This window comes from Streptomyces colwelliae (genome assembly GCF_048158785.1).
Classification (GTDB): domain Bacteria; phylum Actinomycetota; class Actinomycetes; order Streptomycetales; family Streptomycetaceae; genus Streptomyces.
On the sequence record NZ_JBLTJC010000125.1, the window covers coordinates 1 to 14,368 of the forward strand.

Here is a 14,368-nt window from a genome sequence, read left to right on the forward strand (position 1 = left end):
GACATCGGACCGCGCAGATGAATCGCCCCACCGAGCGCGCCCAGCTCGCCCACCGCGTGCTGCAGTGCCAGCCGGAAGACCTCGCTCTCGGTGACGCCGGGGTCCACGGTGCCGAGCAGAGCCAGACGTGCGTTCATACCGTAAATTTTACCGTTCCCGCCTCACATAACGCGGTGCTGCGCAGGACTCTCACCTTTGACTCCCGCTCTCGCACACGGCTCTCAACAGGCAGCGCTCCGGACCGAGTTGCCCCGGTGGTCCACCCGCGTTCGCTCGGGTGACAATACTCGGCATCCGGGGGAACGGGGCGTCGTGAACGGGGTATGGAACACCTTGATCATGTCCGGACGTTGTCACCCCGTCAGACTCACCCCCGCCCACCCGTCAAAGCAGGAGCGGCATGGACATCGGCGTATTCATCCCCATCGGCAACAACGGCTGGCTCATATCGAAGAGTTCACCCCAGTACCTGCCGAGCTTCGAGCTGAACAAGGCCATCGTTCAGAAGGCCGAGGAGCACGGGCTCGACTTCGCGCTCTCGATGATCAAACTCAAGGGATTCGGCGGCGAGACCGAGTTCTGGGACCACAACCTGGAGTCGTTCACGCTGATGGCGGGCCTAGCCGCCGTGACGGAGCGGATCAAGCTGTACGCCTCCACCCCGATCCTCGTCCTGCCCCCGGCGATCGTCGCCCGCATGGCCACGACGATCGACTCGATCGCCCCCGGCCGCTTCGGCATCAACATCGTCACCGGCTGGGCACCCGGCGAGTACTCCCAGATGGACCTGTGGCCCGGCGACGAACACTTCGGCAACCGCTACGCCCGCGCCGCCGAGTACGTCACCGTGATGAAGGAGCTGTGGAGCGAGGGCGTCAGCAACTTCAAGGGCGAGTTCTACGAGATGGACGACTGCGTGCTCTCACCGCGCCCGACGGACGGGCACATCGACATCGTCGCGGCCGGGCAGAGCCCCACGGGCATCCGGTTCGCCGCCGAGCACGCCGAGTACAACTTCATCCTGGGCAGCGGCGTCAACACCCCGCTCGCCCTGTCGGACACCACGGCCTCCCTCGTGGACGCGGCGGAGGGGACCGGCCGGGACGTCGGCGCGCTCTCCCTCTTCATGGTCATCGCCGACGAGACCGACGAGGCCGCCCAGGCGAAATGGCAGGACTACCACGACAACGCGGACCACGCGGCGCTGGCGTACATGGCCGGTGAGTCCGCCACGGACACCACCGCCGACGACACCTCCACCGCCCGCACCATCGTGCTGCCCGAGGGCGCGGTCAACTTCAACATGGGCACGCTCGTCGGGTCGTACGAGACCGTCGCGAAGCTGCTCGACGAGGTCGCCGAGGTCGAGGGCACCAAGGGGATCATGCTCGTCTTCGACGACTTCCTCGAAGGCCTGGAGAACTTCGGCACCCGCGTCCAGCCGTTGATGAAGTCCCGCTCGCTGCCCGGGTGACCGAGCGCGCCGTCCGTGGTCCGTGGCGGGTGTTCGCCGCCACCGCGGTCGGCGTGGTCGCCGTGTTCCTCAACATGAGCGGTCTCGCCGTCGCACTGCCCACGATCACCCGGGAGCTGGGGGCACAACCCGGGCAGGCCGACTGGATCCTGCTCGGCTACATGCTCGTCACCACCGCCCTGATCCTCGTCTTCGGCCGGATCGCCGACATCGTCGGCCGCCGCAGCCTGTACCTCACCGGGCTCGTCGTCTTCACGGCCGGGACCGGGCTCGCGGCGCTCTCCCCGTCGGCGGGGTTCCTGATCGCGTCCCGGGTCGTGCAGGGCGTCGGTGCCGCCGCCGTGATCACCAACAACACGGCCCTGCTCACCGACGTGTTCCCCGCACGCACGTTGGGCCGGGCCCTGGGCTGGAACGTCACGGTCGCCGCGACGGCCCAGGTCGCCGGACCGGTCGTCGGCGGCGCGGCGACCCAACTGCTCGGCTGGCGTGGGCTGTTCGTCGTCTGCGTACCGATCGGGCTGGTCGCGATCGGCGCGTCGGTACTGGCCGTTCCGGCGACCGGAGAGCGGGGCGGCCGGGTCCGTGAACCGTTCGACCTGCCGGGCGCGCTGCTGTCCACGGCGATGCTGACCGCCCTCGTCCTCACCCTCACACCCGGCGTCACGGCCACCGTCGCGGGCTGGCTGCCGTGGGCCTGCGGCGCCGCGACCCTCGCGCTGTTCACGGCCTTCGTCGTCGTCCAGACGCGGCGCTCGCACCCCCTGGTCGACGTGGCGCTGCTGCGCACCCGCGCGATCGCCCTCGTGCTCGCGGCCGTCCTCGCCAACGCGGTCGGCGGCTACGCCGTCGTACTCCTGGCGTCCTTCCACGAGCAGGCGGTCGGCGGCGCCACGTCCCTGGAGGCGGGGGTGCTGGTGACACCGGTCGCGGCCGGAACGCTGATCACCTCGGCCGCCGCCGGTTCCCTGTTCGACCGCTTCACCCCGCGCACGCTCACGACCACAGGCATGGCGGTCACGGCATGCGGGCTGCTGGGCTTCTCGCTGACGCTCTCGACGACAGCCGTGCCGTTCTGGGCGGTGGCCCCGTTCCTCTTCCTCGTCGGAGCCGGCACCGGACTGTTCATGACACCCAGCACGAGCGCGCTGATGCTCGGCGTCCCGGCCGACCGACGCGGAATGGCCAACGGCCTGCGCTCGACCACACAGAACGTCGGCTACCTGCTCAGCACGGCCCTCGCCCTCGCGTTCACGACGACGGGGCTGAGCGGACCGGCCCGCCAGGCCGCCTACGACGGGACACTGAACACGCTGAACGTGCTCGCGTCGGGCCAGTTGGACCGCTTCGTCGCCAACATCCGCGCCACGGGGTTCGTCCTCACAGGCATCGTCGTGGTCGGCGGAGTGATCTGCCTGGCGTTCCCCACATCGCTGCGGGCGCCCCGTACCGCCGACGCCGCCATCGCTGCCACCGTTAACGCCCCACCGGAGTCCACCACTTCACGAAGGACGTCACCATGACCGATTCCGCACGGGAGGACTACGAGCGCGCCGGTTTCGACGGCCGTCTCACCCCCGGCACGTCCCCGGCCCTGATCCTGGTGGACCCCGCCCGCGCCTACGTCGACCCGGACTGCCCGCTCTACGCCGGTGTCGAACCGGCGGTCGAGGCGATGAGGCTCCTCCTGGCCGCCGCCCGCCGGGCCGGGATCCCGGTGATCATCACGCGGGTGCTGCTGCGGGCGGACGGCAGCGACGGCGGTCTCTTCCTGCGCAAGGTGCCGGTCCTGCGGGCCTTCGCGGAGGGCAGCCCCTTCGGCGATTTCATCGACGGACTGGCCCCGCGGCCGCACGAGTCGACCGTGACGAAGCAGTGCCCGAGCGCATTCTTCGGCACCGGGCTGGCCGACCGCCTCACGGCCGACGGAATCGACACCCTGCTCATCGGCGGACTGTCGACCAGCGGCTGCGTCCGGGCCACCGCTCTGGACGCCATGCAGCACGGATTCGTACCGATCGTGGTCGAGGAGGCCGTGGGCGACCGGGACCCGGGCATCCACGCGGCGAACCTCTTCGACATCAAGCACAAGATCGGCGAGGTGTGGCCGCTCGGGCGGGCTCAGGAGTACCTCGCGTCTCTCGGCTGAGCGTCGGGGCGCTCGGGGCGCTCGGGGCCGGTGGGGACGGCTCGGCGTGCGGCGGTCCGGCGATTCCCGACACCGACACCGGGTCCGAGCCGCGTCCGCGACGGCCGGTCCGCTCAGTGGAACGGCGCGTGACAGGGCCAGGAGGGGGCGATGACGCTGGGGCGCTCCTGGTGCCGACTGTGGTGGGAGACGTCGTGGAGATGAGTCTGGAACCGGTGGAGGAAGTCGTCGGCATCGATGGTCGCTTCCAGTGGGAGTTCCCTCCACCCGGTGGTACCGGACCCGGTTCGGGTTCCGGTCCTCGCCCCGGCTCCGCCGCCCCGTCCGTCTGGTACTTCGCCCTGCCGCTCACCTCCGCCCACCGCGGCGGCCACTCCGGCGGCGGTGCCCTCGTGGACGGCGTGGACGGCCAGGAGCGGTACCGGAACGAGGGGACGGTCTACCCCCACTCCGGTCTGGTCGAGATGATCACCTACCAGGAGCAGTACCTCCCTGAACTCCCCTGGAAATACCTCGACTTGAGCCATGTCCCGTGGGACGAGGTACGCGCCGCCATCGCGGCGGACCCCCCGGACGTGGCGGCGTTCACCGTCTACACCGCCACCGCGCTGTGGGCTTTCATCGTCGCCGCGGAAATCAAGCGGGTGAACCCCGACGCGGTCGTCGTGTTCGGCAACGACCACGCGGGAATCCTCCACCGCGAAATACTCACCGGCCATTACGGCCGACGGCTCGTCGATTTCGTCAGCACAGGCAACAACGGACCGTTCACCATGCTGGGCCTCCTGTATGCGTTACGAGGGCAACTCGATCTGAAACGTGTCCCGTCGCTCGCCTATCGCGAACACCTCGGGGTCGTGAACCAGCCCGCTCCCACGTACCCGCTCGACCGCCGCATGCTCCCGGACTACACACTCATCGAGGATCAACTCGAGCGGTATTACGACAAGGCGTTCGACGTCTGGTACGCGCATCACTACGACCTGAAACGCATGGTCACTCTCCCCCTGGACGCAGGCTGCACCTGGGGAACGCGTCCGGGACGCCGATGCAAACACTGCTCGATCCAGGGGCTCACCCCGAAATTCGCCCGGATGGACACGATCGTTCCCGCACTCGAGAAGGCGGTCGGCGGCCTCGGTGCCAACGTCTACGCAGCCGGGGACTCCACCCTCGGCTTCTCCCGGGCGCAGTGGTCCGGCGACATCGGCTACCTCGACGAACTCGCCGAACGCTGCGCCGCCTCACCGGTCCTCCGGGACCACCGGTTCCTCCTCGCCTACGGCCTGGTCTTCGAGTTCCTCCAGTCGGCCAAGCTCTGCCAGGGCTTCGTCCGCACCTGGAACGTCGGCCTGGAGGCCTTCGACCCCAAACTCCTCAAGGGCGACTCCAAAGGCATCAACAAAGGGCCCGACCGGGTTTATGAGGCACTCGAACTGGCCCAGGAGCTGGACTACAAGATCTATGCCTCGGGAATCCTCGGCCTGCCCGGTACCACCCGGAAACAACTCCACGAAGAGGTCGACTCCTGGCTCTCCCTCGCGGAGACCTATCGGGACACCATCACCACCGTGTCGGTCGCGGCGCCCGGTGTGATCCCGGGTTCGCGGATGTACTGGGAGAGTTTCCGCACCCACCCCGAAGTACGTGCCGCGCACGGCGAGATCATTCCGGCCCGGCGTCTCACCGAGTTGTACGTCCACGAGAACACAGAGGTCGAACTCGTGGACGTGGAAGCCGCCATCGCCGATATCGGCCGGGGCGTGATCGCCCTCGGCCGGGAGCGCGGACACATGAAGTTCGGCGGCTACATGCTCGGCGGAGTCGACGACGACGAGGCGGCCGAACGACGACTGCTCGACGAGATCTGTGCCCAGCTCTGACACGAGCGACGGACTCAAGCGACGGACTCAAGCGACGGACTCAAGCGACGGGCTCAAGCGACGGGCTCAAGCGTGCGACGACACCGGTGAAGGCAGTGAACATGACCGCGAATACGACGGTGAATACGACTGTGGAAACGGCTCGGACGGCATCCGTACCCGCAGCGCGGGCCCCTCGTGTGATCGTCGTCGGCGCCGGTGGCGCGGGCCTGGCCGCCGCCATCGAGGCCGCCGCCGAGGGCGCACACGTCGTCCTCGTCACGAAGGCCCTCTACGAACATGCCCGGCACCGCTGGGCCTCGGCCGGCGGCTGCACCTGGAAGACCCACGCCTTCAACGCGGCCGTCGCGCCGGACGACAGCGTCGCGGCCCACATCGAGGACACCCTCGCGGGCGGGGCGTACGCGGGCGACGCGGACATCGTACGGACGCTGTGCCAGGGCGCGTTCGGCCTGGTGGAGTGGTTGGAGGGTCTCGGGCTGCGATTCGAGAAGGGCAGTGACGGCCGGTTCGCCACGCGCCCGTTCGGCGGCAACGGCGCGCCCCGAGCCGTCCACCTGGAGGACCGGCTCGGCTTCCACATCCAGCGTGTGCTCGGCGAACGACTGGCACGACTCGTCCACGAAGGCCGCGTCGAGGTCCATTCCGGACTGCGGGCCACGGACGTCCTGCTCGACGCCGACGGACACGTACGCGGGCTCGAAATGCTGTCCGTCGAGAGCCTGGAGATCCTGGAGATCGCCGCGGATTCCGTGATCCTCGCCGACGGTGGCGGCACTTCGATGTACGCACCGTCGGCCGCGTCCACGGACAAGACGTGCGACGGTCTCGCACTCGGCCTGCGGGCCGGCGCCGAGGCCATCGACATGGAGTACGTCCAGTTCCATCCCACGGGGCTCGCGTCGGACGTGCCGACGTACGACGGAATGCCGGTGGAGGAAGCCGTACGGTTCGACGGCGCGACCCTGCTCAACGGTGCCGGCGAGCGGTTCATGCTGCGGTACGACCCGCTGGGCGAACAGGCCACCCGGGACAAGGTGTCCCGCGGTGCCTACCGCGAGATCGTGGAGGGGCGCGGTTTCCCGGACGCGACGGTGCGGCTCGATCTCGGTGCCTGCGCGCATGTCGTACCGGAGCGCTATCCGGCGCTGTACGAACGCCTCTGTCTGATCAGGCCGGGATTCGGCGGCTCGGCGGGCACATCGGTACTCGCCGTGCGCCCCACCGCCCACTTCCTGATGGGCGGACTCCGGATCGACAGCACGGCCCGCACCACCATTCCCGGCCTGTACGCCGCGGGCGAGACCGCGGGCGGCGCCCACGGCGCCAACCGCCTCGGCGGGAACGGTCTGTCGGAAGCCCTCGTCTTCGGCCGGATCGCCGGCCGGCACGCGGCGGCCCTCGGCGGCGGTACGGGTTCGCCGGCGGGACCGGGGGAGCAGCACATCCGGGTCACCGGGCCCTACCGCATGGACGTCTCCCCGGACGGTGCCTGCCCCGAGGTCCTGCTCCAACTCCTGCGCCGGGAGATGTACTTGAAGGCCGGGCCGATCCGTACGGCCTCTGGTCTCCTGGCGATGACCGAGACGATCGCGGCGCTGGACGAGCGCCGGGAGAAGCTGGACATCGCCTCCGGGCCCCGGGCGGCGGCCCAGGTACAGACGTGCCTGGACCTGGAGAACCTCCTGTCGGCCTCCCGGCTGATCGTCGAGTCCGCGCTGCTCCGCGAGGAGTCGCGCGGGGCGCACTACCGCGAGGACTTTCCCTCGACGGCCGATCACATCACCGGCAACGCCGTCGTGCACGACTCCGGGAAACTCCTCTGGAAGCCCGTTCGCCGTGGCGGAGGCCGGGTTTCGGACGATGGCGGGGAGCACTCCCCGGGCCACGCGGGGGAGCCCCGACGATGAACCTGGGCAACGGGATCAGCGTGGCCGCGATATCCCTCGGCGTCGTGGTCACTCCCGGGCCGAACATGATGTACATGGTCTCGCGGAGCATCGCCCAGGGCCGCCGCGCCGGGGTGGTGTCGCTGGGCGGGGTCGCGGTCGGCGCCCTGGTTTTCGTGGTGGTGACGAACCTCGGCCTGATGGCCGTACTGAGAACCGTCCCCGTGCTGTACACGTCCTTCAAGATCGCGGGCGCCGCCTATCTGGGCTGGCTGGCCTGGCAGGCCTTCAGATCGGACGGCGCGTCCGTCTTCGCCCCGCGCGAGATGGCGGACACCTCCACCCGTCGGCTCTTCGTCATGGGGCTGGTCACGAACCTCCTCAACCCCAAGATCGCCCTGCTGTACCTCTCCCTCATCCCGCAGTTCGTGGACACCCGGGCGGGCGACGTCCTGCTCCAGGGCTTCGTCTTCGGCGGCATCCAGGTCGCCGTGAGCGTGTGCGCGAACCTGGTCATCATCATGGCCGCGGGGACCCTGTCGGACTTCCTCGCCGCGCGACCGGCCTGGCTGCGGGTACAGCGGTACGTCACGGGATCCGCTCTGGGCGTCCTCGCCCTGCTGCTGGCGACGGACCAGTCGCACCCGGGTGCCTCGGCCTGAGGGGCGATGACGAACCGTCAGCACCTCCTGTGAGGCACGGGTGTGAAGAAGGGCGCAGGGGCGGCCGCACCCCGTACACGCACCCCCGAACCACCCCCGCACGCCCTGCTGTTCGAGGCCACCCCCTGATGAGCTCGTCGTCCGTACAACTAGGGGGAAAAGGACATGCGTCATCGTCTTACGCAACGGCTCGCCGTGCTGTGCGCGTCGGCCGCGCTGCTCATCGGGTCAGGTCTGGCGACCGGACCGACAGCTCAGGCATCATCCTCGTCGCTCAGCGCATGCTGGCATCCGTACGTCTGCGTGTACGAATCCCATCAGATCATGGTGGGCAACTACAAAGACGTCACAGGCTACTGGCAGCCCTTCCGCCGTACCGACGTCACGTACGCCTACAACGCCCGGCACTACGGTGCCGCGTACTTCCACTACAGCCGTGGCTACACCAGCTGCGTCGAACCGGGACGCCGGGCCAATCTGAGCATCCCGCGCTACGGCTACGTGAACGGCATCCGCATCGGCACCCGCTCGCGCTGCTACGCCTGACCCGCATGTGATCCGCCGCGGAGAGGCTGTGTGCGCAGCCCAATACGTGGCGATCGCGGAAGCCTGCACAGGGCATGGGAGCAGATGCTCCGCCTTGGCTTTCTGCGTGGCGCACGGCAGGCTCCCGCTCGCCCTCCTGACCGCGAAGCCCGCGGTCAGGAGGCGAGCGGGCCCTGCATCACGAGGGCGAGGCCCTGTTCGGCGTCGTCGTTCAGGGCGTTGGTGAAGGCCTTGTCGTAGGCGTCGTCCCCGACCGACTTGCGGGCCTGTAGTTCCCACTGGTCGCGGACCTCGGAGAGTTCGGGTGTGCCGTGGTTCGGGTGGCCGAGCATGCGCCAGAACGTGTTGCCGGTGCCGGACGTGCGCGCGGCCGCGATGCCGTTGCCCTGGACCGCGTTCGCTCCGGTGAGGAGGTCGAGGGCGAGGGCGATGCCGAGATTGTCGTTGAGGTTGTGCTTGCTGGTGAGCATGGCCCGGGCATGGAGTTCGGCGTCGTGCGCGCGGCCCTGGATGAGGTCTATGAACGCGAGTTGGTGGAACGCGTACGACCGCGCCCAGTGCTCGCCGTACCGGACGCTGAGACGGCGCAGCGCGATGGCCGCTTCGTAGGCCTCGGCAAGCCGGCCCAGCGCGGAGTGGGCGAAGGTCCGGATCACCATGCAGCAGAGCTGCGGCGCACCCGACGGCGGTGACGTGCCGTAGGTGATCAGGGCGTGGTCGCACACGTCGTACGCGGCCTCGGGACGGCCGGCCATGAGGTGGGTGAGGCCGAGGGTGTGGGCGGCGAAGAGCTCGGACTGCGGGGTGGCGTCCTCGCGCGCCGCTTCGGTGCACTCTTCCCCGATGCGCAGGGCGGTCCGGTGGTCGCCCTGGAGAGTGAGCGTGATACCGAGGGCCCAGAGCGCGCGGGTGCGGGACGGGCCCTTGGGGGTGTCGAGGGCGAGGACACGTTCGAGATAGTCGCGGGATTCGTGGAGGTGCCCGCAGCAGGGCCAGAACAGGCCCGTACGACCAGCCATTTCGACGGCGGCGTCGGGATCCGCCTCGATGAGATGGTCGAGTGCGGCGCGTACGTCGGCATGCGTCGCGGAGATCCGCGCGTACCAGGCGACCTGCTGGTCACTGAGCCAACCGGCCTCGGCCTCGGCCAACATGGCGGCGAAGTGTGCGGCATGGAGCCGAGCGAGGGCGTCCCCCTCGCCGAGTTCCGCGAGCCACATGGCTCCGTACTCGCACAGCGTGTCGAGCATCCGGTAACGGGTGCCCACCTGTTGGAGCACCGACTGGTCGACCAGCCGCTCGAGAAGCCACGGGATGTCGTCGGCATCGAGCGGTCCGCCCGCGCAGACGGACTGCGCGTCGGCCATGTCGAGTGGGCCTCGGAAGACGGAGAGCCTGGCCCACAGCAACCGCTCCAGCGGAGAACAGAGTTCATGGCTCCAGCCGATCGCCGTACGAAGCGCTCGGTGCCGCCTGGGCCACACCGTCTCGTCCACGAGCGTGTTCAGCCGTGAGTCGAGACGCTCGGCGATCTCCGTGAGGCTGCTCTCCCGCAGGCGCGCGCAGGCGAGTTCGACAGCGAGCGGGATGCCTTCCAGTCGGCGACAGATGGCGTCGACGGCTTCGGCGGAGCCGGGGGAGTCGAGGGACAGCGCGGGCGCGGCCGTGGCGCAGCGCTCCCGGAACAGCCGTACGGCGTCTCCGTCTCCACCGTCGTCCATGGAGAGCGGCGCCACCTCGATGCGGCGCTCACCCCGGACACCGATGGCCTGTCTGCTGGTGGCGAGGACGGTCAACTGCGGTGCGGCGGCGAGGAGTTCACTCATCAGGAGCAGGCAGGAGGCCAACACGCGTTCGCAGCAGTCGAAGACGAGCAGGATCTGCCGGCCGGTCAGCCACTCGCACAGCGCCTCGACCGGGGCACGCGGATTGTGGTCCAGGAGATCGACCGCGTCGCAGACCGTGGCGGTGAACAACCGGTCGTCGTAGAGGTTGGACAGGTCGACCCACCAGACCCCGTCCGCGTACTGCCCCCGGACCTGCTCCGCCGCACGCAGCGCCAGCCGGCTCTTCCCGACACCGCCACCACCGGTGAGCGTGACGCACCGCTGCCGCGCCAACGCCGTTCTGACTGTGTCGAGTTCGCTGTCGCGGCCGACAAAGCTGGTCGTCATCACTGGGAGGTTGCCTGACACGGTCCCATCCTGCACGGCCCGGACGAGGGGCTAAACCCTCTCATTGGAAACGGTCACAAGTGATCGGAGTTGGCAACTTTCCGATCGGACGGTTTCTGTGGCCGATGGGATGAAGTGCTGTGGTGGGTGTATCGATTCGGCGGGCCGTCGTCGGCCTCCTGTGGCGCGCGGTTGCGCGAGGCGGAACGACTCGATGGCCGCTGACGGGTACGAATGAGCGCACGGACTTTCGGAGCGTGATTCCTCCATCTCCCGCTGACCGGTGGGCAGTTCGTGCACCCCTCTGCTCGACTGGATCCAGAGGGAAGTTCGCCTGCGAGGCGGCAGGTCAGGGCACCTCGAACGTCGCCCCGATCCCCATACCGGTGATCCACTCCGGAACCGGCTCGTACGAGGTCCACACCAACGGCGCGCGTACCGCCGCCTGCCCGATCAGCCAGGTGCGGATCTCGTGCCCGCCGCTGCCCGCCTGCTCCTCCAGCCCCCCGTCGCCGAGCGCCGCGATCGGCTCGGACTCCCCGGTTCCCAACTGCTTGAGGAACCAGCGGTCCCACGCGCTGTTGACGTGGGCGTGCGGGTCGCCGCCCATCGCCCGGACCCGGGGTTCGCGCGCGGCAGCGAAGGCTTGGGCGTCCTCGCGGCCGTGGATCACCGAGTGCCGGCGGTCCTCGGCCATCGCCGGATCGCGGGGGTCGTTGCTGGGCAGCCAGTGGGAGAGGCCACCGCTCGCGATGACCAGGACCCGGCCGGCGGCGCCGTTGCCGCTGTCGCGCAAGGTGTCGCCGAGCGCCCGGCCGAAGCCGATGCAGCGTTCCATGGTCGGCAGCGGGGGAGCGGCGGTGTTCACGACGAGCGGCACCATCGGGATGTCGGTGCCGGCGCACACCATCTCGTAGCTCTGCACGAGCCCGTGGTCGACGGTCAGCGAGTAGGACAGCGACAGGTCGAAGCCCGCTCGGGTGAGCCCGTCGTACACGGACCAGGCCAGTTCGCCGGCGACGGGCAGCGGGCCGGGCCGGCTGCCGAAGTCGCCGAATCCCACGGCGTGTTCGACGCCGATGAGGAACGGCGGCATCGCGTCGTAGAAGTTCGCGTGGAAGTGGTCGGGGCCGATGACCACGACCGCGTCGGGCGCGAGCCGGGCGACCGTCCGGGAGAGCCGGGCCGCCTCGGCGAGGAAACGGCCGCCGGGCTGCTCGGGGCCGTCGGGCGGCAGCAGGGTGGCGAACGGGGAGTGGGACATGGCGACCAGGCCGAGGATCTCGCTCATACCGGGTCCTTGCCGAGCAGCAGGAAGTCGCGGTGGGCGCGCAGGAATTCGGCGGGTTTCTCCCACTGCGGCCAGTGGCCCGCGCCCTCTATGACGTGCAGGCGGGCATCGGGCAGCCAGCCCTGGAGCATCGCCGCCTCGTCGAGTCCGCCGGTCGGGTCGTGGTCGGTCCAGAGCAGCAGCGTGGGGGCGGTGATCCCTCCGACCCAAGAGGGGTTCCAGGCGAACTCCTTGCGCACCTCCGGGTCCTGGAGCACCAACGTGTTCTCGATCGCGCGCAGGAAGCCGGGGCGGCCGTAGACCGCGCGGCGCAGATTCACCAGCTCGTCGGTGACCATCGAGGTGTCGTGGAAGAGGAACTCGACCCGGCGGCGCACGGTTTCGTCGCTCGGGTCGCGGACGGCGGCCAGGGTGCTCTCGCGCATCCTGACCATCACCTCGGGCTTGTTGGCGATGTTCCCGGGGGTGTTGAGCACGAGCCGTTCGACACGGTCGGGGTGGTACGCCGCGGTCCACGCGGTCACCCATCCGCCGAGCGACTCGCCGGACAGATGCGCCGAGTCGATCCCCAACTCGTCCATCAGGCCCAGGAGATGATCGGAGAGCACGTCGATCGTGTACGGCCGGTCCGGCAGGTCGGACCAGCCGTGACCGACCATGTCGTAGGCGGTGACACGGAAGTCGGCTGCGAGCCCGGCGATGTCCCGGGCGTAGGCCTCGAGATGGCCGCCGGTGCCGTGCAGCAGGATCAACTCGGGGCCGGCCCCCGCGCGCAGGACCCGCGTGCGGACACCGGAGACGTCGACGAAGCTCAACTCGTGCTCCACGTCGGACAGTTCGCCCCAGATGCCGATGTGGGCGGGCAACGGGCTCATGCCAGATCCTCCTTGAATCGTGCGCGGGCTTCCGCGACCGTGACCAGTCCCGCGCTCTGCCGCCGTCCGACGCCCAGCAGGTTCAGCAGACGGGAGTTCTCGATGGTGAGGAACTCGACCGGCTCGGTGTCCGAGTCGTTGTAGTGGCGGTGCCAGGTCCAGGGCGGGGTGTAGATGAAGTCGCCGGTGGCCCAGGGTTCGGTGTCGTCCTCGATCTCGCTGTGGCCGCGCCCGCCGATGACGAAGTGCACCGTCTCGTGATGGTGGCGCTGCATGTCCGAGCTCAGACCCGCCGGGATGGTCTGCCGGAAGAGTTCGAAGCTGGCCGTCGGCAGCAGGCCGGCGATCGCCAGCACGGTCGGGTTGTGCACCTGGTCGGCAGGCAGCGGCTGGAGCTGGTCGGCGTGCACGACGACCGGTCGTGCCGTACCTGGCTGCACGGTGTCGTGGATCGAGCCGAGGAAATCGGCCATGGTGAAGCGGGATCCCGATTCAGCCATCAGATCGTCTCCGTCCTTCCGCCGTCGACCGTGAGCACGGTCCCGTTGATGTATGCCGCCTCGTCGGAGGCCAGGAACGCCACGGCGGCCGCGATCTCCGCCGGCAGCGCGGCCCGCCCGGCCGGAATGTGCGCGAGGTCCCGCGCGTCGAGCTCGTCGAAGCCGCGGTGCGCGGCACGGGCCCGGTTGGTCAGGATCTGCGTCCGCCGTTCGGTCGAAGTGGCGCCGGGAGCAACGCAGTTGACGGTCACGCCCGCGGCCGCGAACTCGCGGGAGAGCAGCTTGGCCGCGGCCGTGACCGCCGAACGCAGCACCACCGACGCGGCCAGGTCGGGCTGCGGCTGCCGTACCGCCGTGGACGTCACGAACACCACCCGCCCGAAGCCCCGCTTCGCCATGCCCGGCATCGCCAGGCGTGCGAGCCGCAGCGGACCGAGCAGCAACAGCTCGGACGCCTCCCGCCACCGCGCGTCGTCCAGGTCGAGGATCCCGCCGGGCGGCGGACCACCGGCGTTGAGCACGAGCACGTCGAGGCCGCCGTACCGGTCGTCGACCTCCTCCATCGCCGCTACGGCCGCGGCCGGATCGGCCATGTCGCTCACCAGGGCGTGCACCTCGCGCGCCGGTCCGTCGCCCACGGTGCCGCTGAGCCGCGCGGCCGCGGCTTCGAGGGCCGCTGCGCGCCGACCGGTGATCACCACCCGGTCGCCCGAACCCGCCAGGCGCTCCGCGACCGCGTGGCCGATACCGCTCGCACCGCCGCCGACCAATGCTGTCCGCATGATGTTGGCATCCTCCTGAGTCTCGCCCTGTCCGCCGGTCGGGACAGCCGGCCGTGCCTGAGTTCTCGCCTAGTCCGCTGGTCGGGACAGCCGTGCCCGAGCCCCGGCCGTGTCCTCCGGTCGGGGCAGTCGTGGCCGAGCCC

General features: G+C 69.7%; 12 protein-coding genes. 7 read left to right on the top strand and 5 right to left on the bottom strand.

Annotation, left to right across the window (positions count from 1 at the left end; all coding sequences use genetic code 11):
• Positions 1-400 precede the first annotated feature (400 nt).
• The 7 genes from rutA (at position 401) to ACNFOC_RS25140 (ending at position 8,603) form a co-directional block, all read left to right on the top strand.
• Positions 401-1,474, top strand: a complete 1,074-nt coding sequence (gene rutA, locus ACNFOC_RS25110; protein WP_416961349.1) for a pyrimidine utilization protein A — start codon at positions 401-403, stop codon at positions 1,472-1,474.
• Positions 1,471-2,997 (top strand): MFS transporter, encoded by a 1,527-nt coding sequence (locus tag ACNFOC_RS25115; protein ID WP_416961350.1) that lies wholly within the window; start codon positions 1,471-1,473, stop codon positions 2,995-2,997. Before rutA ends, ACNFOC_RS25115 begins: the two co-directional genes overlap by 4 nt.
• Entirely contained in the window at positions 2,994-3,623 is a 630-nt protein-coding gene (locus tag ACNFOC_RS25120) for an isochorismatase family protein (protein ID WP_416961351.1), read from the top strand. Before ACNFOC_RS25115 ends, ACNFOC_RS25120 begins: the two co-directional genes overlap by 4 nt.
• Before the next feature lie 200 nt (positions 3,624-3,823).
• Positions 3,824-5,506 (top strand): B12-binding domain-containing radical SAM protein, encoded by a 1,683-nt coding sequence (locus ACNFOC_RS25125; protein ID WP_416961352.1) that lies wholly within the window; start codon positions 3,824-3,826, stop codon positions 5,504-5,506.
• Positions 5,507-5,685: 179 nt separating this feature from the next.
• Complete coding sequence (locus ACNFOC_RS25130; protein ID WP_416961353.1) at positions 5,686-7,416, top strand: FAD-binding protein; 1,731 nt, start codon at positions 5,686-5,688, stop codon at positions 7,414-7,416.
• Positions 7,413-8,057 carry a LysE family translocator gene (locus ACNFOC_RS25135; RefSeq protein WP_416961354.1) on the top strand — a complete coding sequence of 215 codons (645 nt, stop codon included), beginning with the start codon at positions 7,413-7,415 and terminating at the stop codon, positions 8,055-8,057. Before ACNFOC_RS25130 ends, ACNFOC_RS25135 begins: the two co-directional genes overlap by 4 nt.
• 165 nt (positions 8,058-8,222) lie before the next feature.
• Entirely contained in the window at positions 8,223-8,603 is a 381-nt protein-coding gene (locus tag ACNFOC_RS25140) for a hypothetical protein (RefSeq protein WP_416961355.1), read from the top strand.
• Between the two features lie 155 nt (positions 8,604-8,758).
• Here the strand turns inward: ACNFOC_RS25140 and ACNFOC_RS25145 are convergent, their stop codons facing one another.
• From ACNFOC_RS25145 to ACNFOC_RS25165, 5 genes are all read right to left on the bottom strand, one after another.
• A complete protein-coding gene (locus ACNFOC_RS25145; RefSeq protein ID WP_416961356.1) occupies positions 8,759-10,777 on the bottom strand; it encodes an ATP-binding protein in 2,019 nt (672 codons plus the stop codon).
• 349 nt (positions 10,778-11,126) lie between these two features.
• Positions 11,127-12,068, bottom strand: a complete 942-nt coding sequence (locus ACNFOC_RS25150; RefSeq protein WP_416961357.1) for a DODA-type extradiol aromatic ring-opening family dioxygenase — start codon at positions 12,066-12,068, stop codon at positions 11,127-11,129.
• Positions 12,065-12,943, bottom strand: coding sequence for an alpha/beta fold hydrolase (locus tag ACNFOC_RS25155; RefSeq protein WP_416961358.1), 879 nt, complete (start codon positions 12,941-12,943; stop codon positions 12,065-12,067). The genes ACNFOC_RS25150 and ACNFOC_RS25155 overlap by 4 nt, the downstream gene beginning before the upstream one ends.
• Positions 12,940-13,443: a cupin domain-containing protein gene (locus tag ACNFOC_RS25160; RefSeq protein ID WP_416961359.1), complete on the bottom strand. Its 504-nt coding sequence runs from the start codon at positions 13,441-13,443 to the stop codon at positions 12,940-12,942. The genes ACNFOC_RS25155 and ACNFOC_RS25160 overlap by 4 nt, the downstream gene beginning before the upstream one ends.
• Positions 13,443-14,225 carry an SDR family oxidoreductase gene (locus tag ACNFOC_RS25165; protein WP_416961360.1) on the bottom strand — a complete coding sequence of 261 codons (783 nt, stop codon included), beginning with the start codon at positions 14,223-14,225 and terminating at the stop codon, positions 13,443-13,445. The genes ACNFOC_RS25160 and ACNFOC_RS25165 overlap by 1 nt, the downstream gene beginning before the upstream one ends.
• Positions 14,226-14,368: the final 143 nt, after the last annotated feature.